The sequence below is a fragment of the Streptomyces sp. NPDC048337 genome (assembly GCF_043201175.1).
Lineage (GTDB): Bacteria > Actinomycetota > Actinomycetes > Streptomycetales > Streptomycetaceae > Streptomyces.
In genome coordinates this window covers 335,373-357,459 of sequence record NZ_JBICYR010000003.1, presented here as the reverse complement: position 1 = coordinate 357,459, position 22,087 = coordinate 335,373, and the positions used below count along the sequence as shown (strand labels likewise).

Sequence of the window (22,087 nt, the reverse complement as noted above, 5' to 3'; positions counted from 1 at the left end):
CCCCTCAGGAGGACGCGGTGCCCGGGGCCTGGGCCGCGCCGCCGGCGCGGATCGCCGCGAGGGCGGCGGTGTGCAGGGCGGCCGGGTCCCCGTGGTGGGGGAGCGGGCTGCCGGTGAGCGTGTACCACTCGTCGGCGTCCTTGTACTGGACGTCGAACCGGACCAGGCCCCCGGCCACCGCCGTGGTGCGCAGGGTGAGCGGGCCGGTGATCACGCCGACCTCGTCGGTCATCGCGCCGCCCGGCCCGGCGAGGACCTCGTCCCGCCACGGCCCCGCTTCGGTCGTTCCGGTCATGAGGCGCAGGTGTCCAGCATGGTGGTGAGCATCTTCTTCTCCGGTTCGGTGACGGTCAGGCCGTAGGTGGATTTGACGGTGGTCCAGGCCCGTCCGTACTGGCACCAGCTCGCACGGTCCGGCGGCTGCCACAGGTCGGGGCTCTGGTCGCCCTTGGAGCGGTTCGAGGCGGCGGTCACGGCCAGCAGCTGGGGGTGCGTCAGATCGTTCGCGAACGCCTTGCGTTTGGCGGCGTCCCAGCCGGCCGCGCCGGACCGCCAGCCCTCGGCCAGCGGCACCATGTGGTCGATGTCCATCTTGGCCGCGTCGGTGACGGTCACCCCGTCGTACAGGCTCTTCCACGTACCGGACACCGCCCGGCACTCGGCGTCCTGCGCGACATCGGTGCCGTCGCGCTTGAGGACGACCTCGCGGGTGTCGCACTTGTTGCCCTGCTGCGCCCAGTGCGTGAACTTGTCGCGGCTGTACCCGGCCATCGTGCCCACCGGCGCGACCTTCAACGCCGCCAGCTGGGTGCGGGCCACGGCCGTGCCGACCATGCCCGGCAGCACGTCCCCGCCGGTGGGCTTGGCGTCACCGGCGGGTGGGGAGGACCGGGAGGCCGACGGCCTCGCGTCGCCGTCCTTGCCCCCGCCGGACTCCTTCGGACCGGAACAGCCGACCACCGCCAGCAGCAGCGCCGCCGCCAGGACCGCACCGGGCACCCGTATCTGACGCACCATGACCCCACCCCAACCGATTCCGCGTCGCCAATGTCCCCTGAACACTACCCAGAACCGGACATTCAACCGGACATCCACCCTCCGCCCGGCGTTGTCAGTGCCTCTCGCTAGTCTCCCGGCATACCGCAGCTCAGGGGGGCTTTGACCCCGCTGTCAGGGCTGCGCGCGAACAGTCGGGACATTCGGGGAAAGGGTGCGGGCCGATGGCATGGCTGGCGGCGGGCGAGGGGTACGAGATCGCCCTGATCGAGGGGCGGGTGGCGGCGCGGTCCACCACCGGCCGGGCGGCGGGACGGCAGTTGAAGACCCTGCCCAAGGGACTGAAGGACCATCCCGAGGTGGACCGGCTGCGCCGGCTCTCCGCATGGCTCGACCGGCACGCCGCGGCCTGCGTCGCACAGGTGGACACCTGGATGGTCTCCTCGCTGCCGGTGCCGACCGCGCTGCTCGCCCGGCTCTGGCCGGACGAGGCCTGGCAGAGCGCCCTGCGCGACCTGGCCGTCGTCGGCGAGGACCCCGACGAGGTGGGCTTCCTGCGGGACGCCACCGAGACCGGTGAGCTGAAGGTGGTCAACCTCGACGGCGAGACCGTACGGCTCTCCCCGCGCACGGTGACCCTGCCGCACCCGGTGCTGCTGCCCGACCTCGACGACGTACGGGACTTCGCGGCCGAACTGGGCATCACCCAGCGCGTCGAGCAGATCCACCGTGCCACCTGGCACAAGCCCGACGGGCTGACCGCCACCGCCACCGAGGTGCGCGACTACGCCGGCGGGGTCTTCCCCACCCGCTTCAGCCTCGCGGCCCGGGCCACGGGCCTCGGCTACCGGGTCTCCGGCGGCTACGCCACCTGCAAGGTCCGCGACGGAGGCCGCGGGACGGAGGCGGCGGTGTGGATCGGCGAGCCCTACTACGAGGACGAGGCGACCACCGGCGCCCTGAACTGGCAGGACGAGGAAGGCCGGGTGGTGCGGCTGGCCGAGGTCGGACCGGTGGCCTGGTCCGAGGGAATGCGGATGGCCGCGGCGCTGTACGCCGGGCGCAAGATCGAGGAGGGCAAGGACGCATGAGCACGGACCTGGACACGAACGGCGCGGCGACGGCCGACACGAACGGCACCGGCACCGGCGGCGCGCACGGGGCCGGCGAGTCTTCCACTGGCACCGGTGAGGCCGGCGTGCACGGGGTCGGCGTGCAGGGGACCGGCGAGTCTGCCGCCGGCACCGGCACCGGCGAGGGCGCGGGCGGCGTTAAGGGCATCGGAGGGTCCGCGACCGGTATCGGCCGGCCCGCCGGCCGTGAGGCCGAACTGCTGCTCAAGGCGGGCGCGGTACTTCCGCTCGGCACCCCGGGTGCCGGGCCCCATGCCGTCGACCTGACCGCCCGCTCCTACCGACACCCCGCCCTCGGCGACGACCGCGTCGTCGTCCGGCTCGCCGCCGCCGAACTGGGCGCGGCCGAGGACCTCGCCGCCGGCTTCCTCGGACTCGTCCTCGACGAGGGGGAGCCGCCCGTGGTCGGCCTCGGGCAGCGCCAGGCCCTCGGATTCCCCGAATGGGTCCTCGTGCACCACCCCGAGGACGGCCACCACGCCCTCGCCGTGGTCCCCGAGCTCGATCGGATCGCCCACCAGGCCAAGACCAAGCCCAAGGCCGCCCTCGACGCCTGCCTCGAACTGGCCGGCCGACTCGCCGCCTCCGTCCCGCACTTCCTGCCCGTCTTCCACGAGCAGGCCGCCCGCACCTTCCTCTCCGTCGAGAACACCACCTACGCCGCCCAGCTGTTCGGCCGGGCCCGCACCGCCGAGGCCCAGCACGGACTGGCCGTCGACGAGGACCGCCTCGACGCCGTCTTCCTCGAATTCGCCCTGGCCGGCGCCCTGCCGGTGAAGGTGCTCACCGGCTACGGCAAGCAGCTGGCGCTCCGCGTCACCCCCGCCGAGGCCTACGCGCGCTTCCGCCGCCTGTGCGTGCGCCGCACCGCGGGCGGACTGCCGCCCTCCGCGCAGGCCGCCACCGAACTGCGCCGCCTCGCCCGCGCCGCGGGCCTGACGGGCAGCGAACCCGAGCAGGACTACCTCGCCGAACTGCTGCCCTTGCCCGCCACCCTGCGCGCCGCGACCGGCTGGTGGAAGGCCCACCGCGGTGCACTTGTCGCGCTCGCCCGGCGCGTGCCCGCCGTACGCGGCACTCTCCTCACCCTGACCCCGCCCGGCGGCGGCGACAGCGCCGAGCTCACCGCCCTGTGGCTGGAGCTCCTGGAGGAGTCCGGCGCCACCGCCGGACTGGAATCCGAGGACCTGCCCGCCGAGGAGCGGTGCGCCGACGGCGTCGCCGGCTGGCTCGAACGCTTCCACGCCGCCCGCCACGCCGGCTGGAGCCTGCGCCCCACACCGCCGGGCCTGCTCGGCCTCGTCACCCGCTGCGCGCCCCGCCTGCGTGCCGAACTCGCGCGTCCCGGCCGCGAAGCGGCCCTGCGCGTGGGCGTCGAGGACGCCGACCTCCTCGACCTGCTGCTCACCCTGGACATCCCCGTCGCCGACCCCGATCCGGCGGACCGGCGCCACCGCCACGACCAGCTGAACCTGCGCGACTGGGCCCGCGCCGACCAGCGCCGTGACCTGCTCGCCCTCGGCGCCGACGAGCGCTTCCACCCCGCCTTCCAGCGCGCGCTGAACGCCCTCGGGGACGCCACCAGCGGCACCGACATCATCCGGGCGGTCGCCGCCTCGGCCGGCGGCCGGCCGCTGCTGACCGAGTGGATGCGCGGCGTCGCCCGCGCCTCCCGGTCCGCCGGGCTGCCCGGAATCCCCGACGCCATCCAGCGACTGACCTGGCTGCCCGCCGAAGCCCTCACCCTCGCACCCGAGGAGGTCGCCGACGCGGCCGCCCTCGACCTCGCCGAAACCCTCGCCCGCACCCTGCGCGGCGGCCTCTTCGAGGAACTGGCCTGGCCCGCCTGGGAGAGCGCCGTCGCCGAACTCGGCGGCCATCGCCACCAGCGCCACCAGGGCCTGACCGTGGTGGAGGCCTGGCCGTACCTGATCGTCGCCAACCAGGCCCAGGTCCGGGTCATCGACGCCGACGCCACCGTCCTCACCCACGACCTGCGCGTGCCGACCGGCTCCGGGCACCGCCTCGGATTCCACTACGTAGACGGCGAACTGCTGGTCTTCTGGCACGACTGGAAAACCCGCGAAACCCAGGGCTACTGGCACACCTCGCCCGGCACCGTGCTCACCCTGGACTCCGACGCCAACCACTGGTCGCTGCGGTCCGAGGACATCACCCTGCCGCTGCCCGACGGCGGCCGCGCCACCGGCGCCGGCGTCCTGCACCGCGGCGACACCAAGCTGCCGGCCGAGCGGGCGATGCTGTCCGACGGCACCTCGTACTGGGTGTGGCAGCAGCGGGACGCCGACACCGAGCGCGGCTGGCGCGAGTACGACCCCGCGAGCTCCACCTACGGCCGGCTCTCCCAGCCCGCCTTCCTCACCGACGCCCTGCGCGGCCACGCCGATACGGCCGTGCTCCCCGCGCACAGCGCGTGGCTGCGGCCGGCGCCCACGGTGCCGGGCTCGGTGCTCGGAGCACCCGTCGACGGCTTGCTGGGGTGGCGTACCGTACGCCTCCCCGGGCACGGCTGGCACGGCTGCGACACCGCGGGCCGCAGTGTCACCGTGCCCGAGGGCGGCCACATGCCGGTCGCGGCTCTGGTCTTCCCCGGCGACGACCGGCCGCGAGCCCTGACCACGCAGTGGCGCGAGCTGAGCATCGGCGACCCGGAGGGGGTGGTCACCGCCCGGTCGAGCCGCGACCACCACCAGCTCGCGGCCACCGGCAGCGTGGACCTGCCGCCGCTCTCCCACTGGTACGCCCTGCGTCCCCGCGACCCCGAGGGCTCGGCCGCGCTGCGCACCGCCGACCGGGAGACCGTCGCCGCCCTGCTCAAGGCGGCAGCGGCCACCGAGAAGGCCGCGGACCTGCCCGGTGTGGTGAGTGCGGCGCTGCCGCGGGTCACCGCCCCGAAGCTGATCGGCGGCATCATCGAGGTGCTCCGCTTCACCCTCACCCAGCAGAAGGCCCTCGACGCGGTCGCCGCCCGGCTCCGGCCGGACACCGGCCCCGTCGAGGAGACCGAACAGGGGCCCACCGACCGGCTGCTCGGCGACGCCCTTTCCGGCATCATCGACGACGGCTACTACCGCTGGGGCAGCGACACCGACGCCGCCCACCGGATGCTGCGCGACCTCGCCGCCGCCCGCGCGGACTCGGGTGCCGCCGCGGTGCCCGGGCGACTCCACTTCGACGTCCCGGCCCCGACGTTCTCCACCCTGCCCTGGTCGCCGCTGATCGACCAGGCCGCCGCCGTCGCCTACCGCGCCGCCGGCCCGGTCCCCTCGGACGAGGAGCGGACGGCCCTGTTCACCCTGCTCGCCGCCGTGGACGAACTCGGCATGGACTCGGCCGAGGGATACGCCGGGCACTGGCGCCGGGTCCTGCTCCACCTCGACCGGAGCCACCTGAGCACCCCCGACGGCCGCATGAGGATGCTCCCGCACCAGTGCGTGTTCCCGCTCGGCGGCGGGGCCGTCGTAGCCCTGACCGAGCACAGCCAAACCGTCCCCGACGGGCACGAGTTCGGCGCCCTGCTCCACGACCCCACCGGACGCTTCACCGTCCCCGGCCCCTACACCGTGCGCGGCGAAGCCCCGCTCGGCGACCGCGGGCGCGGCCCCGGCTGGCTGTCCGCCTTCCTCGGCGCGGCCGCCGAGCACGACGGGCCGGCCCCCTTCCGCCCCGAGGCCGCCGAGGAGTTCTCCCGCCTCACCGGAGTCTCCGGCGCCCTCGCCCGGCTGGTCGTCGCGGGGCTCCCGTACCTCGACTCCTGGCAGCGCAACTTCCTGCCCACCGAGCTGCGGACCGCCCTCGGGCTCAAGGCCGCCGACGCGGCCTCGGCCCGCGACGAGCTCAGGAACCTCGACGCCTCGGTGCGCCGGGCCGTGCTCGCCGCCCTGCTGCCCGCCGACCCGGCCCGGCTGTGGAGCGAGGGCCCCGACGCGGCCGCCGCCGCGGAGGTGTGGAACCGGCACGTGGGCCGCCGTACGCCGGTACCCGACTGGCTGGCCACCGAGGCCGCCCGCGCCGTCCGCGGCCACTGGCCCGCCCACCGCTCCCTGGCCGCGCTGCTCGACCCGGCGGCCTCGCGCACCCTCTCCACCGACGTGGCCTGGACGGTGAACGGCGACCACGCGGAACCCCGCGAACCCGCCGAGGAGCCCTTCACCTCGTCCGCCCTGTGCGGGATCCTCGCCACGGCGGCCTGGCTGGCCCACCGGCTGCCCGCGGGCGATCCCGTACGCGCCGCCCTGCCGCCCGCGCTCACCGCCGTACGGCAGCGGCTCGCCGCGCCCGAACTGCTGCTCAGCACCCTCAACCACATCAGCCTGCCCGAATTCCGGAAGGCGGCGGGCAACCCCACCGAGACCGGCGAGGGCTACGAGCGGTACGGCGCGGTCGTCCTGCCCACCCACGACGACCGGCCCCGGCCCGCCCTGCGCCCCACCCTGCTGGACTCCACGGGCTCCGACCCGTACCTGCCGCTGCTGCGCGGCGCCGACCAGGGTCCCCTGGGCGTCGAGGAGGCGCTGCGGGCCGCGCACGACCCGGGCTTCGCCGCCCTGCTGGCCGACCCGGGTGCCCCGGCGGCGGGTGCCGCGGACGCGGACGGCACCTGGTGGCCGCAGGACCCGAGCCGCTCGGTACCGGAGGTCGTGGCGGAGGTCTGCGCCGCCCACGGCCTCGGCGCCGACGCGGCCGCCCTCTACCTCGGGTTGCTCGCCATGCCCGACCCCACCGACCGCAACACCGCGCGGTGGACCGGCTGGAAGCCGGCCCGCCTCAAGGCGGCCCGCGCCGAACTGGCCGCCACTGACCTCGTGGTGACGGCCGACCGGAGCCGGGCCGGGCGCTCGCTGTTCCTGCCCGGCGGGTGGGCCGACATGGCCGCGCCGACGCTGCCCGTGGAGCAGTGGAAGCTCCCGATGTACGGCCGCCTCGGCGTCCTGGTGCCCGGGGAGCCGGCCGCCGAACTCTACCGGCGGGCCTGGCAGCGGGTCCGCGAGGGGGACGCACCGCGCTTCGAGGAGCTCAAGGTGAAGCGCACCCGCCCGCGCCGCCGCTGACCACCACACCACACCCGTACCGCAAAGGACCCGTCATGACCGTCACAGAACCAGCGGCCGCCCCCTCCGCAGCCCGGCAGGTACTCCCCGCCGAGGAGCGCCACGCCGTCGAACTCGCCTTCCTCGCCGCCCAGGACCCCGGCCCCCGCCCGCCCGGCTGGGCGCTCACCCCGCGCGCCGTCGTCACCTTCGTCTGCGGCAGCGACGGCGCCGAACTCGCCCTGCCGGGTCGCCGCCGGGCCGGACTGCCGGCCAAGCTGGCCATCGCCCCCAAGTTCGTCGGCGAACGCGCCCTCGTGGAGCGGTGCGTGGTCACCCTCGCCGGAGAGCGCGGCCTGCTGCTCACCGGTGAGCCCGGCACCGCCAAGTCGATGCTCTCCGAACTGCTGGCCGCCGCCGTCTGCGGCACCAGCGCGCTGACCGTGCAGGGCACGGCCGGCACGACGGAGGACGCCTTCCGGTACGGCTGGAACTACGCGCTGCTGCTCGCGCAGGGCCCGAGTGCGGGAGCCCTGGTCGACTCCCCGGTGCTCTCCGCCATGCGCACCGGGCGGGTGGTCCGCGTCGAGGAGATCACCCGCTGTCTGCCCGAGGTCCAGGACGCGCTGGTGTCGATCCTGTCCGACCGGCGGATCAGCGTGCCCGAACTGACCGCCACCGAGGACGCGGTGGTCTCCGCGGCCCCCGGATTCACCGTCATCGCCACCGCCAACCTGCGCGACCGCGGGGTCTCCGAGATGTCCGCCGCCCTCAAGCGGCGCTTCAACTTCGAGACGGTCGCCCCGATCGCCGACGCGGACGCCGAAGCCACGCTGATCCGCCGCCAGGCGGTGGCGGCCGTGGAGCGGGCGGGCGCGGCCTTCGGGGTCGACGACGCCGTGCTCGACGCGCTCGTCACCGTCTTCAGGGACCTGCGCTCCGGGCGCTCCGCCGAGGGCTGGGACGTGGAACGGCCGGGCACGGTCATGTCCACCGCCGAGGCCGTGCAGGTGGCGGCCTCGCTGGGAGTGTCCGCCGCGTACCTGCCGGGTGGGGACGTGCTGGACCTGCTGCCGGGCCACCTGCTGGGCGTGGTCCGCAAGGACGACCCCGCCGACCACGGCCGCCTCCTCGGCTACTGGGACGGCCCGGTCCGCCGCCGGGCCGAGGACGGCTCGGCGATGTGGCGCCGCCTGTGGGACCTGCGCGGGAGCCTGCGATGACGGCTGCGCCGGGCTCCGACCCGCGTACGGTGGTGGACGCGCTGGCCGCGTCCCGGGCCCCGTACCTCCTGGGCGTACGCCACCACAGCCCCGCGCTGGCCGCGGTGGTGCCGGCGCTGCTGGACGCCTCCGGCGCGGAGGTGGTGTGCGTCGAGCTCCCGGCCGACTTCCAGCCGTGGATCGAGCACCTGGCCGACCCCGAGACCGAGGCCCCGGTCGCCCTGGCCGGCACCGGCTCCGACGGCAGCCTCGCCTTCTACCCGTTCGCGGACTTCTCCCCGGAACTGGCCGCGATCCGCTGGGCCCACCGCTCGGGCGCGACCGTCGTCTGCTGCGACCTCCCGCTGACCGCTCCCGGCCGGACGGCCCGGCCCGGCGCGCCGGCCCCTGGCCCGGCCGCCGGCCAGGCCCCGCTCCCGGGCGCGCGCCCGGCCCAAGGTGCGGATCCTGCCGGGGAGCCGGGCCCGGGCCCGGGGCCGGAACCGCGGGGAGGTTCCTTCGCGGACGCGCTCAGCGCCGCCGGCACCGGCCGGGAGGGCGACGACCTGTGGGACCGTGCCGTCGAGGTGCTCGCACCGGGCTGCACCCCGGAAGCGGTACGCCGTGCGGCGCTCGGCGTGGGATGGGCGCTGCGCGCCGACGCCACCGCCGTTCCGGCGCGGGACCTGGCCCGCGAGGCCCACATGCGCGAGGTGATCGCGGCCGCCACCGCCGGAGGCCACCGCGTGGCGGCGGTGATCGGCGCCTTCCACGCCCCGGCACTCGCCTCCGGCGGGCCGACTGCTGCCGCTGGGGCCACGGGTACCGCCCCGGCGGGCGCCGGCGACACGCCGAAGGTGCCCGCAGCGCGTGGCGCCCACCCCGGGGGCCCGGGAGAGGCGGGCCCGGCACTCGCCGCGGGCGGAGTCTCGCCGAGCGGTCGCCGTGAGGGGGCCGGGTCGGTTTCGGCTGCGGTCGTGGCCGCCCCTGCGGGCGGTGACGGCGAGTCGGGTCCGGGACTCGTCGCAGGCGAAGGCACGGGTCTGGGTCCGGTGCCGGGTGCCGCCGCAGGCGGTGTTTCGCCGGAGCCGTCCGCCGGCGGCGGTACCCGCGCCGGGTGCGGCGGTGAGTCGGGTCCGGTACTCGCCGCGGGCAAGGGCACGGGGATGGGGCCGGCGCCGGGTGTCGCCCCCGGCGGTGGTGGCGAGCCTGGTGGGGCGGCCGGTGCCGGTGGTACCCCACCAGGGGTGCACGGACCCGGGGTTGTGCCCGCCATAGGCGAAGGGGCAGGCGAGGTGGTCACCTCGTTCGTGCCGTACTCCTTCGACCTGCTCGACTCCCGTTCCGGGTACCCCGCCGGGATCCGGGATCCGCTGTGGCAGCAGGCCGTTCTGCGCGCCGGCGGTGACCCCGAGCGGCTGCGGGAGGCGGCCTCCGTCGCCGTCACCGGGGTCTGCCGGGAGCTGCGACGGACCGGGCACACGGCCGGTACCGGCGAGGCCGCCGAGACGCTGAGGCTCGCCTGTGACCTCGCCGTCCTGCGCGGGCTCCCCGCGCCCGGCCGCGGCGAGCTCCTCGAGGCCGTCACCACCGTCCTCGGCCAGGGCGAACCGCTCGGCCGGGGACGGGCCCTGGCCCGTGCCCTGGAGGCCGTCCTCGTCGGGACCGCCCGCGGGCGGATCACCCCGCGCGCCCCCCGCTCCGGCCTCGGCCCCTCCGTCGAGGCCGAGCTGGCGGAACTGCGCCTGCCCGGCCCCGAGGACCCCGCCTCCCGCGAGGTCCGCCTCGACCCGCTGCGCTCCGCCCTCGACGCCCGCCGCGAGGTGCTGCTCCAGCGGCTCCTGGTCTGCGGGGCCTCCTACGGGGACCCCGTCACCGTGTCCGGCACCGGCGACGGCACCGCCCTCGGCACCAAGTGGCGGCTGTCCTGGACCCCTTCCGTCCCCGCCCGGCTGGACCTCGCCGGGGTCCGCGGCGTCACCGCCGCCCAGGCGGCCGCCGGGACCCTCCGCGACACCGCCCGCCGCGCCGCCGCCGAGGGCGGGCCGACCCCGGACCGGATCCTCGCCGGGCTGGCCGCCGCCGCACGGTGCGATCTGCCCGAGCTGGTCGACGTACGCCTCCACGAGGCCGCCGCCACCCTCCCGCAGACCGCGACCCTGCCCGAACTGCTCGACGCCCTCGACCTGTTGGAGGCCCTGCGGCGCGGACACCTCCCCGGGACCTCGGCCGCCGCACGGGCCACCGCCGCCACGCTCACCGGTGACCTGCTCGAAGCGGCCGTACGCTCCCTGCCCGGCCTCGCCGGCAGCGACGACCCCGCCGACGCCGCCGCCCTCGTGGCCCTCGCCGACCGCGCCACCGCCCGCCACCTGGGCCTGCGCACCGACGAGGCCCTCGCCGAACTGGCCTCCTCCGGCTCCCCGTTGATGCAGGGCGCGGCCCTGGCCGTGCGGGTCCTGCTCGACCTCGACCCGGCCGCCCGCCTCGGCGACCGGGCCGCGGGATGGGTCGACGGCGCCACCGCCCCCGACAGCCGGCGCGCCCTGGCCCGCCGGATCGGCGGGGTCCTCACCGCCGCCGGACCGCTCCTCCAGTCCTCCCCGGCCGCCCTCACCCCGCTCCTCGACCGCGTCGAGCACCTCACCGACGAGGAGTTCCTCCACCGCCTCCCCGCGCTGCGCGGCGGCTTCGACGCCCTCTCCCCGGCCGCCCGCGACCGGCTGCTCGACACCGTCGCCGAACGGCTCGGCGACCGCGTCGACCTCGCGCTCGACGCACCGCCCGCGCTGCTCGCCCTCTGGGCCGCCGCCGACGCCGCCGGCCTCGCAGCGCTCAAGGACCTCCCGCTGCCGGGCACGCAGGCACCGGCTCCGGCGCCGGACGCCCCCGATACCGCGCGCGACACGCCGCCCCGCGAGGCCGACGTACCACGACTCGCCCCCGCCGACCGCTGGCGGCTCCTGCTCGGCCGCGAGCGCGACCGGCTCCCCGCCGGCGCCCGCCGCTACGCCCACGCCCTCGACGAGCTGTACGGCGCCGGCCGCGGCGAAGGCGCCTCCGACCTCGACGGCGGCCCCGGCCAGGGCGGCGGCCAGGAGGCCTCCTTCCCCACGGCCCGGGAGTGGTCCGAGGAACTGGAAGCCCTCTTCGGCGCCGACGTACGGGAAGAGGTGCTGGCCGGAGCGGCCGAAGCGGGCCGCACCGACGTACTGGCCCAGCTCGACCCGGCGGCCGTGCGCCCCTCCGTCGAACTGCTGAGCTCCGTACTGTCCCTGGCCGGCGGCCTGCCCGAAGCCCACCTCGCCCGGCTGCGCCCCCTGGTCAGACGGCTCGTCGACGAACTCGCCAAGGAGCTCGCCACCCGGCTGCGGCCCGCCCTCTCCGGCCTCGCCACCCCGCGCCCCACGCGCCGCCCCGGCGGCCGCCTCGACCTGGCCCGCACCCTGCGCGCCAACCTGGAGCACACCCGGCGGCGGCCCGACGGCAGCGTGGTCGTCGTCCCGGAGCGCCCCGTCTTCAGCACCCGGGCGAGCCGCGAGGCCGACTGGCGGCTGATCCTCGTCGTCGACGTCTCCGGCTCCATGGAGGCCTCCGTCATCTGGTCGGCGCTGACCGCGGCCGTACTGGGGGGTGTACCGACCCTGTCCACGCACTTCCTCGCCTTCTCCACCCAGGTCGTGGACCTCACCGACCGGGTTGACGACCCGCTCTCCCTCCTCCTGGAAGTCCGTGTCGGCGGCGGTACGCACATCGCCGCCGGCCTCGCCCACGCCCGCTCCCTCATCACCGTCCCGAGCCGCACCCTCGTCGTCGTGGTCAGCGACTTCGAGGAGGGCGCCCCGATCGGCGGACTCCTCGGCGAGGTCCGCGCGCTCGCCGCCTCCGGCGCCCACCTCTTGGGCTGCGCCGCGCTCGACGACGCGGGCACGCCCCGCTACTCGGTCCCCGTGGCACGGCAACTCGTCGCGGCCGGCATGCCGGTGGCCGCCCTCAGCCCCCTCGCCCTCGCCCGCTGGGTGGGCGACCGTCTCCGTGGAGAGCCCCGTTGAGCCCGCTGCACCCCCCACTGCCGCCCGTGGCCCCCGAGGTGCTCGCCGAAGCCGTCGAGAACCTCACCGCCCGGCTGCGCAAGAAGCTGGACGCCACGACCGAGAGCTGCGCCGCGAACGCCGCCCGCGCGGCGGACGGCAGCGTCACCGTGCGCTTCGGCGAGGACGCCGTCGTCACCCTGAGCCCCGGCCCCGAGGGAACCATCGCCGGAGCCGAACAGGCCGTGTGCAGCTGCCTGTTGGCGCCGCGCTGCCTGCACCGGGCCGCCGCCCTCGGCGCGGCTCCGCTCGCGGACACCGCGCCGGCGTCGGCAGCGGCCGAGCCCGCGGCGGCCGAGCCGGTGACGGCCGAGCCCGCCGGCCCGGCCCCGCTCACAGGGGCCCAGCTCGGCGCCGCGGCCGCCCTCTGGCAGGCGGCCGCCGAGGCCCTCGCCGCCGGAGTCACCGCCGGCGGCGCCGTCGTCCAGGCCGAACTGCTGCGCGCCGCGCACACCGCCCGGCTCGCCGGACTGCCCCGCGCCGAGGCCGCCGCCCTGCGGGTGGTACGGGGCCTGCGCGCGGCCCGGGACCGGCAGGCCGCCCACCGGCTCGGCGACCTCACCACCGCGTTCCGTGAACTCCTGCACACCGCCGGGCTGCTGGCGGCCGGTTCCGCCGACCCCGCGCTGACCGGCACCGCCCGCCGCGCGTACGCGCCCGGCGGCAGCCTCCAGGTGTACGGCCTGTGCCGCGAACCGGTGCTGTCCGCCACCGGATACGGGGGAGTGGTCACCCACCTCCTCGCCCCGGACGGCGCCCGCTACTCGGTCTCCGACGTGCGCCCCGGCGGCCTGGCCCGCGCCCGCGGAGCGGGATCGGCCTCCGTGGCCCTCGGCGGCGCCACCCTCGACCATGCCGGGCTCGCCCGCGGTGGCCTGCGCATCGTCGGCGCGACCGTCTCCCCGGAGGGCCGGCTCGGGGCCGGACGCGAGGTCAGGGCGACCCCGCTGCGCGGCACGCCCTGGACCGGGGAGCCCGCCGCGGCCCTCTTCGCCCGCCCGGCGGCCGAGGCCGTCGCCGAGGCCTTCGCCCGCCGGCAGACCGACCCGGAGGGTGCCGAGGCCGGCCTGCTCGGCTGCGAGGTCACCGTCGTCGGCGCCGCCGGCGAACACCTCCTGGCCCGCGAGGCACGGCCGGGCGCGCCCCTGCTGCGGCTGCGGCCCGCGCACCCCCACCCCGAGCTCCCGCACACCGAGAACCTGCGCCGCCTCGCCTCCTACCCGGGCCTGCGGCTGCGCGTCCTCGGCCGCCCCGACCTGGACCGGGCCGCCACCCTGCGCCCCCTCGCGGTGGGCCCCGTACCGGATGCGGAATACACCCTGCGGCTGCCCGCGGAGTGGCTGGACCGCGCGGACCTCGGCTACGACCGCCTCCAGGGCGCCCACTTCCCGCCCCGGCGGGCCGATCCCGCCCCGGAGGGGGCACCGGCGGCTCCGGACCCGCTCGCCGACTCCCCGCTGTGGCGCGTACGCCGCCTCCTGGAGACCGGGGTCGCCGGCGGCCGGCGGGCCGTGGCCGAAGCGGCGCGCGGCACCGAACCCCTCGCCGCGTACGGTCCGCTGCGCCGGGCCGGGCTCACGGCGGCCGCCGAGCTCGCGGCCGCTCTCGCCGCCGAGGCCGACCGCCGCCCCCGCGATGCCTTCGGCCGCCTCGCCGACCCCTCGGCCGACGCCTACGCCTGGGCCTGGCTCGCGTCGGCCACCCACCTCGCGGCGGCGGAACGCTCCCTGGTCGCCGCCTCCTGGGACTGACGGCCGCCGCACCACGCCCACAGCGCACCGAAGTCCGCATCGGTCAGTCCCCGGCCGGCATCCACCCGGTGGAGGAGGGCCCGGCCGGGATGCCGGGCGGCCACCCACGCCCGGTCGGCGCCGGTGATCTCGTCGTCCACCCAGACGAAGTCCCGGCCCGCCGCGTGCGCGAGGAGGGCGGGGGTCTTCCAGTGGATCCCGCCCAGCACCTCCTCTTCGGAGGGCTCCGGCCAGGCCACCAGGGGCAGCTCCGGCAGGCCGAGCAGGGGCGCGACGCACTCGTTCGCCTCGTCCCCCCAGGTCGTGGCCCACACCAGCTCGCACGGCAGTGCCGCCAGCCGGGGCCCGAGCGCCGGATCGATGCGGGCGAGCAGGGGGTTGGTGTCGTCCCCGGGCGGGTACGGGCCCGCCCCGAACGGGATGAGCGGCCCGTCGACGTCGAGGAAGAGCAGCGGGCGCGCCGCGAAGGCGGTCATGACGCCACCGTAGCCCCGTGCGAGGGAACCGCGAGCGGTGAGATCCCCTCTTTGTGACCAAGGGGGATGACCATGACGAAGGCAGCGGTGTCCGGGACGGCGGGGCGCGCGGTGGTGGCGGGGCTGCTGTGCGCCCTGCTGGCGGCGTGCGGGACCACGCGTGCGGGGCAGTCGGCGGGGCCGGCTCCCGTACCGACCCTCACCCCGACGAACTGCGGACTCGACCACACGACGGACGAGACGACGGACGAGGGCGGCGGTGGCCACGCGGGCCCGCCGACGGACGAGGAGACGGGCGGCTACGCCGGACCTCCGACGGACGAGGAGACGGGCGGCTATGCCGGGCCTCCGACGGACGAGGAGACGGGCGGCTATGCCGGGCCTCCGACGGACGAGGAGACGGGCGGGTACGCCGGGCCTCCCACCGACGAGGAGACGGGCGGCTACGCGGGCCCGCCCACCGACCAGGAGACCGACGGCAACGCCGGTCCGCCCACCGACGGCGAGGTGACCAACGGCGGCGGTCCCTGCGGTCCGGCCGACTGGTTCGACATGACCCGGGACTTCACCACCTACTACGCCAAGCACCGGCGCGAGGAGGACTCCGACCTGTCCTCCGACTCGGTCAAGGAGGTACGCGTCCGCAAGGTGCACACGGTCGGAGAGGCGAGGATCACCTTCTCCACCCGAGCCGTGGGCAAGGGCCGCGGGGACGACGCCCGTCGGCTGGCCGGGATCTTCGCCGCCTGGCGGCAGGAGGTCTACGGGGACAAGGGCACGGTGACGCTGCGGACCACGGACGGCTCGGTGATCGTCACCGAGCCGTGGTGACCCCCGGCCACCGCGCGTCCCAGAGCGCGCAGTGGTGCGCGGCCCGCGCGTCCACCGTCCTGACCCCGTCCGGTCCCGGCGCCAGGGACAGCACCGAGCCCGGCGCCCCGTAGCGCGGCCAGTCGGGGGCGCCCGCCGCCCCCGGGACACCGGTCCGGGCGAAGCGCGTCCAGTAGCCGGTCATCCGCTCCGCGAGCCCGCGCTGAGGGTCCGTCAGGGGCGCCAGCGCGAAGAGGTAGGGCAGTTCGAAGCCGTGCGAGGCGCCGTACGGCAGCCCGGCCACCTGAGGCAGACCGGTGAAGTTGGGCGCGTCACCGTCGCTGAACAGGTAGGCGTACGTCGGCACGTGCCGGGCCAGCGCGTCGCTGTCCCGCAGCGTCGGGCAGGTGAACGAGGCGTCGGACAGCACGGCCGACCACGCCGCCGCCGGAGTCGGGTACCCGGACACCGGATAGGCCGTCTCGACGGCCCGCGCGGTCCCGGCTCCGAACGACCCCTCCAGCCGGGCCCGATAGGCGGCCGCGTCGCGGATCGGGTCCTGCGCCAGGGTCTGCCCGACGAAGATCCGCATCTCGTCCCGGGTGGTGCCCTGCATCACCGGCACCCGGTGGAACCGCCCGGCCTCCAGCGCCCGCCGGGGATCCAGCGGCAGCAGGGCGGTGCCGTAGGAGAGGGCGGAGAAGGTCTGGGTCAGCTCCCGGGTGGCCAGCGTCCGCGCGTCCAGCCGGCGCAGGCAGTCCAGTACGCCCGCGGTGTCGCCGCAGCCGAGCCGGGCCGCCGCCGCGATCCCGTCGGCGACGGTCCGCGACTGCGGCGCGAAGGGCTCGTAGGCGCCGCTCCCGGGCAGCACGGACCGGGGCGGCATCGTGGTCGAGCACGATCCGCTCTGCACGATCGCCCGCTGGAAGAGGCCCGCCGACGAGGGGGAAGTGAGGTGCGCGCAGACGCTGAGGCCGCCCGCGGACTCGCCGAACACGGTGACGTCGTGCGGATCGCCGCCGAAGCGGCCGGCGTTCGCCCGCACCCAGCGCAGCGCCGCCTGCTGGTCGGCGAGCGCGAAATCGGGCGCCCCGCCGAGCTCCGGATGGCCGAACAGGCCGAGGACGCCCAGCCGGTAGTTGACGGTCACGACCACGGCGTCGCCCTCGGCGGCCAGCCGCTCGGGCCGGTACTGATCGCCCCAGCCGTTCACGAATCCGCCGCCGTGGAACCAGACCATGACCGGCCGTGCCCCGCTCCGGCCGATGCCGCCCGTGGGCGCGGTGACGTTCAGGTGGAGGCAGTCCTCCGAGCCGCTCGGCCCGCCCGGCCCGATCGCGGGCAGCTGCACGCAGCGCGCGCGGGGAGCCCCCGCCTCGCGCAGGCCCTCCCAGTGCGGCGCCGGTTCCGGGAGCCGCCAGCGTCGTGCGCCGACCGGGGGAGCGGCGTACGGGATGCCCTCGAAGGTGGTGTACGCGCCGTGGGTCCGCCCTCGCACCCGCCCCGCGTCGGTGTCCACGACCGGCCGGGTCGGCCCGGCGGCCCCGGCGACGAGCAACAGGACGACGGGCAGCGGCAGCACGCACCGGCGCCGGAACTCGCGCATCTCGGGCACGGTTGACGCCCTTTCGCCGTGGAGCCCCGGGCGGCCCCCCGTTTGCCCGCCCCGAATGGCGCAGTGGACGGAATTGGCACTAAATGTAACAAAGCGTGCGCTTCCCATGACGCACGATGACCGGCGCGCATTGTGTAGACCCGCGTGTCGGCGAACGGAGCTTTTCATGAATGACCCCATCACCCTCGCGGCGACGAAACACCCGGACCGCCAAGGGATCCCCGACACCCCCGCACCCGGCGCACTCGGCGCTCCGCGCACCCGCCCCGTACACACCCTGCTGGAAGAGGCGGCCACCTGCCGCCCGCTCGAAGAGGTCACCGCCCTGGTGAGCCTCCTCACGGAGTCCGGCCAGCTGCCCAATCCCGGACACGAGGCGCTGCGCGCGGCAGCCGTGACCCGGCCGGTGCACGAAGTGCAGCGGATGGTCGCTCTCCTGGGCGAGCCCCCGCACCGGGTGGTCGAGGCGGACATCACCCTGCGCGCCGCCGCCGTCGGACGGCCCATCGAGGACGTGGCCCTGCTGGTGACCATCCTGGGCACCGAGGAGCAGCGGCTGGAACAGAAGGAGGACGAGCGGCGGACGGCTGATTGGACGGCTGAACCGACGGCGGAGGAGCCCGAGATGGACGAGGAGCCGTACGCGCCCCCGTACCGGGAGCTGTACGACGCACCCTACGCCCCGTACGAGGAACCGCGCGGGCGCACCGACCCCGAGGCGGAACCGGCCGGCACTCCGCTGCTGCGGCACCTGCTGCGCTGGTCCGTGGTGCTGGCCCTGCTGGTCAGCGGCGCCCTGCACCTGCCCCGGGACCTGACGGTCCCGCCGACGGCGGCGCCCGCCGACCTCCTGCCCCTCCTCGCCACCGTGCTGTGCCTGGGGTTCGGCATGCTGCTGGCGGTCCGGGACACCACGATGGTGTGGCGGGCCGGGGCGGCCACGGCCGTCGGTGTCGTCGCCCTGCACGTGCTGGGCGGCGCGGTGGACTTCGACCCCCTGGCCGGGGCGGTGGGCGGTTCACAGGCCTGGGCCGGCGTCCTCGCGATCCTGTGCGCGGCGACCGGCGCCGTCCTCGCGGGCCTGGCGCTGAGGAGCCGTCAGGAGGACTCGGCCTGATCGGGCCATGACCCCGAGCGGCACCCCGCGCCCGGCGCGGGGTGCCGCCGCATGTGACGGTCAGGTACCCGCGAGGAGGTTCACCGCCCCCGTGAAGACCCGCGGGAGCCCGGCGGCCAGGGGCACGATCCGCCGGGCGAGCGGGGGCCGGTGACGCGCCCACAGCAGGGACGCGGTGAGCGCGCGGTAGCTGCGCGACAGCTCGCGCCAGGCCCGCTCGTACGCCTCCGGCCGGTCCGCCCGTACGCAGCGCACCAGCTCGCCCGCCGCCGTCACGGCCAGGGTCAGGCCCTCCCCGGTCAGCGCGTCCACGTACCCCGCCGCGTCCCCGACGAACAGCACCCGCCCCGCCACCCGTACGCGAGCCCCTTGCCGCAGCGGCCCGGCCCCGCGCACCGCCGCACCGGCGGACGCGGGCAGCCGGGCCGCCAGCAGCGGGAAGCGGGCGAGCAGTACGTCGAAGGGGGCCTGCTCCGAGGTCAGGACGGCCACGCCGATCCGGTCGGGCCCGAGCGGGGTGATGTAGGCCTCGCAGCGGGCCGACCAGTGGACCTCGACCAGGTCGCTCCACGGCCCGACGGCGTAGTGGCGGCGCAGGCCGTAGCGCGCCGGCCGGCCGGGCGGGGCCGGCACGGACAGGCCGAGGCCGCGGCGGACGGGGGAGTGCAGGCCGTCCGCGGCGACGAGGTAGCGCGCGGTGAGACCGGCGGCGTGGACGCGCAGTTCGTCCTGGCGGACCTCCTCGACGCGCCGGCGGACCACCCGTACGCCCAGCTGCTCGGCGCGTCCGGCCAGCGCGGCCTGGAGCGCGGTCCGCCGGACGCCGAGCCCGGGGCCGGAGCGGAACACCCCCTCCGCGCGGCGCCCGTTCGCTCCGTCGACGTAGCGGATGCCGCGGAAGGGCTGCCCGGTCACGGGCACGCCCAGCTCGGTCAGACGGCGTACCGCACCCGGCATCAGGCCCTCCCCGCAGGCCTTGTCGATCGGGGTGGGCCGGGGCTCCAGGACCACGACCTCCAGGCCGGCCAGGGCGCCGTGGATGGCGGTGGCCAGACCGGCCGGACCGCCGCCCGCGATCAGCAGGTCGATCACCGCCGGGTGCCCGACGCGTGGAAGGAGGAGGGCGCGCGCAGGCGTCCGCCGTCCGTGAGCGCGGCCTCCTCGCAGCCGATGCGTACGCGCAGCAGTGCCAGGTTGAGCACGGTGAAGCCGAGCGCGGTCAGCCAGGCGGTGTGCACCAGCGGCAGCGCCAGCCCCTCCATGACGACCGCCACGTAGTTGGGGTGGCGCAGCAGCCGGTACGGGCCCCGCTCCACCAGCGGCAGGCCGGGCACGATGAGCACCCGGGTGTTCCAGCGCGGTCCGAGGCTGGCGACGCACCACCAGCGCAGGGCCTGGGCCGCCACGACCACGGCGAGGGCCGACCAGCCGAGCACGGGCACGAACGGCCTGTCGGCGGCCAGGGGTTCCACCACACAGCCCACCAGCAGCGCGGTGTGCAGGGCGACCATGGCCGGATAGTGGCCGCGGCCGTACTCGCGGCCGCCCTGGGCCAGGCTCCACGCCCGGTGGCGGCGGGCCGTGACCAGCTCGGCGAGCCGTTCGAGCACGACGAGGCCGATCAGCAACAGGTACCAGGTCATGGAGGCGGGCAGGGCGTCGAGCCCGGAGAGGGGCACGGACACGGACAGAGGCAGGGGCACGGGCATGGACATGGACATGCGATCACCAGTCGTCGGTCACCAGCGGAGCAGGACGAGTTCGGAGGCGAAGCCCGGCCCGAAGGCGAGCATCAGCCCGACCGAACCGGGCGGCGGTGGCCCCGCGGTCTGGACGCCGCCCAGGATGTGCAGGACCGAGGCCGAGGAGAGGTTGCCGACGGCCGCCAGCGAGCGCCGGCTCGCCGCGAAGGCCGCCTCGGGCAGCCCCAGCGCGTCCGCGAGCGCGTCGAGGATCTTGGGGCCGCCCGGATGGCAGATCCACGCGTCGACGTCCGCGGGCTTGAGGTCGTGCGCGGCGAGGAAGGTCTCGACCTCCTCGGCGACGTGCAGCCGGACCAGGTCCGGGAGTTCACGGCCGAGGAGCATGCGCAGCCCCCAGTGGCCGATGTCCCAGCCGAGCAGGTGCGCGGTGCCCGGGTAGAGGCGGCTGCGCGTGGCCACCACCTCGGGTCCGGATCCGGCGCCGTGCAGGGGGTGGTCGCGGCCCACCGCCAGCAGGGCGCCCGCGCCGTCGCCGAAGAGGGCCCCGGCCACCAGGTTCGCCATCGAGGTGTCCGCGGGCTGGAGGGTGAGCGAACAGAGCTCGGTCGACAGGAGCAGCGCCGCGTGGCCGGTCCGGCCCGTCAGGTAGTCGTGGACGTGGCCGACACCGGCGGCGCCGGCCGCGCAGCCGAGGCCGAAGAGCGGCACCCGCTTCACGTCCGGGCGCAGACCGGCGCGGTCGGCGAGGCGGGCCTCCAGCGAGGGGGTCGCGAGCCCGGTCACCGTGGTCGACATGACGAGGTCCAGCTCCCGCGTGTGCAGGCCGCCGTCGGTCAGGACGAGTTCGAGGACCGCGGCGCCGAGCTCCAGCGCCCGCTCGGCGAAGAGCGCGTTCGTCGTGCCGAAGTCGTTCGACGGCCCGTACCGCTCCAGCGGGAGCGCGAGATGGCGGAACTCCACGCGGACGGAGGAGTGGACCCGGCGCAGGAGGGCCCGGTCGGCGTCCGACGGGAGGAAGCGGGCCATCGCCGCCGTGATCTCGGACTGGGGGTGGCGATGGGGCGGGAACACGCTGCGCACTGCCAGGACACGTGTCATTGATTCACCATAGGAAATAACTGACACATCGTTATGAATCAGGAATACCGGGCGCGGCGCCGCATAGCGTGACGCCGTGCCCGCGCGAACCGCAAAGACCCGCCAGTCGCCCCGATCCGCACCCGTACCGTGCGGCAGCACGACGACGGTGGCGGGCCTGGCCGCCGCATGCCATCCGGTCCCGGCGGCCGCCGTGACCCTGCTCGCCGCCGCGCTCGCGACCGCCGCCGGGCGCGGCCTCGCGGGAGGCGCCGCCGCCGTGGGCGCGGTGGCCGCCGGTCAGCTCTCGGTGGGCTGGTGCAACGACCGGGTCGACCTGCGGCGCGACCTGACCACCGGCCGCCGGGGCAAACCCCTGGTGGCCGGTACGGTGTCACCCGCCGCCGTGTCCCGGGCGGCGGCCCTGGCCCTGCTGGTCTGCGTTCCGCTCTCGCTGGCCGGCGGGCTGCTCGCCGGCGCCGCGCACCTGACCGGCGTGGCGGCCGCCTGGGCGTACAACCTGCGCCTGAAGGCCACGGCCGTGTCCTGGCTCCCGTACGCCCTGGCCTTCGGCCTGCTGCCCGCCTTCGTCACGCTCGGCCTGCCCGGCGCGCCCTGGCCGCCGCCGTGGCTGACGGCCGCCGCGGCCCTGCTCGGCGCGGGCGCGCACTTCGCGAACGTGCTGCCCGACATCGAGGACGACCTGGCCACCGGGATCGTCGGCCTGCCGCAGCGGCTCGGCCGCCGGTGGGCGGCCGCGCTGGCGGGGCTCCTGGTCCTCGCCTCGGCCGCCACCCTGGTCGTGGGGCCGCCGGGACCGGTGACACCGTACGGCCGGCTCCTGCTGGCCGCGACGACGGCAGCGGTGCTCCTCGCGTCCCGCCGCCCCGCGGGCCGGCTCCCGTTCCTGGCGGTGCTGGCCGTCGCCGGAGCCGATGTCCTGCTCCTGCTGGTCCACATGCGCGGTTGGGCGGGCCGCGGGTCGTGATCGCTCCGCGTGCGGTCGAACGTGTCACCCGGTAGCGTCGAAATGTGCGTTCCGCCCACATCGCTGCGGCTTGACCC

The 22,087-nt window shown here is 76.5% G+C and carries 15 protein-coding genes; 8 read left to right on the top strand and 7 right to left on the bottom strand.

The genetic code is table 11. The features are described 5' to 3' along the window. Nucleotides 1-4 precede the first annotated feature (4 nt). Together ACGFYU_RS07310 and ACGFYU_RS07305 are read right to left on the bottom strand one after the other, a co-directional pair. Nucleotides 5-295, bottom strand: a complete 291-nt coding sequence (locus ACGFYU_RS07310) for a hypothetical protein (protein WP_393826281.1) — start codon at nt 293-295, stop codon at nt 5-7. Continuing rightward, nucleotides 292-1,017 (bottom strand): HNH endonuclease family protein, encoded by a 726-nt coding sequence (locus ACGFYU_RS07305; RefSeq protein ID WP_393826280.1) that lies wholly within the window; start codon nt 1,015-1,017, stop codon nt 292-294. The genes ACGFYU_RS07310 and ACGFYU_RS07305 overlap by 4 nt, the downstream gene beginning before the upstream one ends. Before the next feature lie 203 nt (nt 1,018-1,220). On the opposite strand from ACGFYU_RS07305, the gene ACGFYU_RS07300 reads away from it, so the two are divergent. From ACGFYU_RS07300 to ACGFYU_RS07280, 5 genes are read left to right on the top strand one after another with little or no spacing between them, the layout of a single operon-like run. Continuing rightward, the gene (locus tag ACGFYU_RS07300) at nt 1,221-2,087 is read left to right on the top strand and encodes a DUF4132 domain-containing protein (RefSeq protein ID WP_393826279.1); all 867 of its coding nucleotides are present in this window, start codon (nt 1,221-1,223) and stop codon (nt 2,085-2,087) included. Beyond that, the gene (locus ACGFYU_RS07295; RefSeq protein WP_393826278.1) at nt 2,084-7,201 is read left to right on the top strand and encodes a DNA-binding protein; all 5,118 of its coding nucleotides are present in this window, start codon (nt 2,084-2,086) and stop codon (nt 7,199-7,201) included. The genes ACGFYU_RS07300 and ACGFYU_RS07295 overlap by 4 nt, the downstream gene beginning before the upstream one ends. Before the next feature lie 35 nt (nt 7,202-7,236). Next, complete coding sequence (locus tag ACGFYU_RS07290; RefSeq protein ID WP_393826277.1) at nt 7,237-8,403, top strand: AAA family ATPase; 1,167 nt, start codon at nt 7,237-7,239, stop codon at nt 8,401-8,403. Then, a complete protein-coding gene (locus tag ACGFYU_RS07285) occupies nt 8,400-12,434 on the top strand; it encodes a DUF5682 family protein (RefSeq protein ID WP_393826276.1) in 4,035 nt (1,344 codons plus the stop codon). The genes ACGFYU_RS07290 and ACGFYU_RS07285 overlap by 4 nt, the downstream gene beginning before the upstream one ends. A 5-nt stretch (nt 12,435-12,439) precedes the next feature. Next, a complete protein-coding gene (locus tag ACGFYU_RS07280; protein WP_393826414.1) occupies nt 12,440-14,224 on the top strand; it encodes a hypothetical protein in 1,785 nt (594 codons plus the stop codon). Here the strand turns inward: ACGFYU_RS07280 and ACGFYU_RS07275 are convergent. After that, the gene (locus ACGFYU_RS07275; protein WP_393826275.1) at nt 14,146-14,700 is read right to left on the bottom strand and encodes an HAD domain-containing protein; all 555 of its coding nucleotides are present in this window, start codon (nt 14,698-14,700) and stop codon (nt 14,146-14,148) included. The genes ACGFYU_RS07280 and ACGFYU_RS07275 overlap by 79 nt on opposite strands. A gap of 72 nt (nt 14,701-14,772) precedes the next feature. On the opposite strand from ACGFYU_RS07275, the gene ACGFYU_RS07270 reads away from it, so the two are divergent. Further along, nucleotides 14,773-15,531, top strand: coding sequence for a hypothetical protein (locus ACGFYU_RS07270; RefSeq protein WP_393826274.1), 759 nt, complete (start codon nt 14,773-14,775; stop codon nt 15,529-15,531). Here ACGFYU_RS07270 and ACGFYU_RS07265 read toward each other — a convergent pair. Then, the gene (locus ACGFYU_RS07265) at nt 15,515-17,116 is read right to left on the bottom strand and encodes a carboxylesterase/lipase family protein (RefSeq protein WP_393826413.1); all 1,602 of its coding nucleotides are present in this window, start codon (nt 17,114-17,116) and stop codon (nt 15,515-15,517) included. The two genes, ACGFYU_RS07270 and ACGFYU_RS07265, sit on opposite strands and share 17 nt — an antisense overlap. A gap of 175 nt (nt 17,117-17,291) precedes the next feature. Between ACGFYU_RS07265 and ACGFYU_RS07260 the strand changes: the two genes are divergently transcribed. Further along, on the top strand, nt 17,292-18,242 hold the full coding sequence (locus tag ACGFYU_RS07260) for a hypothetical protein (RefSeq protein WP_393826273.1): 951 nt from the start codon (nt 17,292-17,294) through the stop codon (nt 18,240-18,242). Between the two features lie 60 nt (nt 18,243-18,302). On the opposite strand, the gene ACGFYU_RS07255 is transcribed toward ACGFYU_RS07260, so the two are convergent. The 3 genes from ACGFYU_RS07255 to ACGFYU_RS07245 all read right to left on the bottom strand — a co-directional run bounded on the left by ACGFYU_RS07255 (nt 18,303) and on the right by ACGFYU_RS07245 (nt 21,043). Next, nucleotides 18,303-19,334, bottom strand: a complete 1,032-nt coding sequence (locus tag ACGFYU_RS07255) for an NAD(P)/FAD-dependent oxidoreductase (RefSeq protein ID WP_393826272.1) — start codon at nt 19,332-19,334, stop codon at nt 18,303-18,305. Beyond that, nucleotides 19,331-19,885, bottom strand: coding sequence for an isoprenylcysteine carboxyl methyltransferase family protein (locus ACGFYU_RS07250; RefSeq protein WP_393826412.1), 555 nt, complete (start codon nt 19,883-19,885; stop codon nt 19,331-19,333). The genes ACGFYU_RS07255 and ACGFYU_RS07250 overlap by 4 nt, the downstream gene beginning before the upstream one ends. Nucleotides 19,886-19,981: 96 nt before the next feature. After that, on the bottom strand, nt 19,982-21,043 hold the full coding sequence (locus ACGFYU_RS07245; RefSeq protein WP_393826271.1) for a type III polyketide synthase: 1,062 nt from the start codon (nt 21,041-21,043) through the stop codon (nt 19,982-19,984). Nucleotides 21,044-21,119: 76 nt separating this feature from the next. On the opposite strand from ACGFYU_RS07245, the gene ACGFYU_RS07240 reads away from it, so the two are divergent. After that, nucleotides 21,120-22,010, top strand: a complete 891-nt coding sequence (locus ACGFYU_RS07240; protein ID WP_393826270.1) for a UbiA family prenyltransferase — start codon at nt 21,120-21,122, stop codon at nt 22,008-22,010. Nucleotides 22,011-22,087 lie beyond the last annotated feature (77 nt).

Coding starts and splice junctions, on each gene's coding strand:
- ACGFYU_RS07310 (WP_393826281.1), bottom strand. CDS start 295: ATGACCGGAACGACCGAAGCGGGGCCGTGGCGGGACGAGGTCCTCGCC.
- ACGFYU_RS07305 (WP_393826280.1), bottom strand. CDS start 1,017: ATGGTGCGTCAGATACGGGTGCCCGGTGCGGTCCTGGCGGCGGCGCTG.
- ACGFYU_RS07300 (WP_393826279.1), top strand. CDS start 1,221: ATGGCATGGCTGGCGGCGGGCGAGGGGTACGAGATCGCCCTGATCGAG.
- ACGFYU_RS07295 (WP_393826278.1), top strand. CDS start 2,084: ATGAGCACGGACCTGGACACGAACGGCGCGGCGACGGCCGACACGAAC.
- ACGFYU_RS07290 (WP_393826277.1), top strand. CDS start 7,237: ATGACCGTCACAGAACCAGCGGCCGCCCCCTCCGCAGCCCGGCAGGTA.
- ACGFYU_RS07285 (WP_393826276.1), top strand. CDS start 8,400: ATGACGGCTGCGCCGGGCTCCGACCCGCGTACGGTGGTGGACGCGCTG.
- ACGFYU_RS07275 (WP_393826275.1), bottom strand. CDS start 14,700: ATGACCGCCTTCGCGGCGCGCCCGCTGCTCTTCCTCGACGTCGACGGG.
- ACGFYU_RS07270 (WP_393826274.1), top strand. CDS start 14,773: ATGACGAAGGCAGCGGTGTCCGGGACGGCGGGGCGCGCGGTGGTGGCG.
- ACGFYU_RS07265 (WP_393826413.1), bottom strand. CDS start 17,116: ATGCGCGAGTTCCGGCGCCGGTGCGTGCTGCCGCTGCCCGTCGTCCTG.
- ACGFYU_RS07260 (WP_393826273.1), top strand. CDS start 17,292: ATGAATGACCCCATCACCCTCGCGGCGACGAAACACCCGGACCGCCAA.
- ACGFYU_RS07250 (WP_393826412.1), bottom strand. CDS start 19,885: ATGACCTGGTACCTGTTGCTGATCGGCCTCGTCGTGCTCGAACGGCTC.
- ACGFYU_RS07245 (WP_393826271.1), bottom strand. CDS start 21,043: ATGACACGTGTCCTGGCAGTGCGCAGCGTGTTCCCGCCCCATCGCCAC.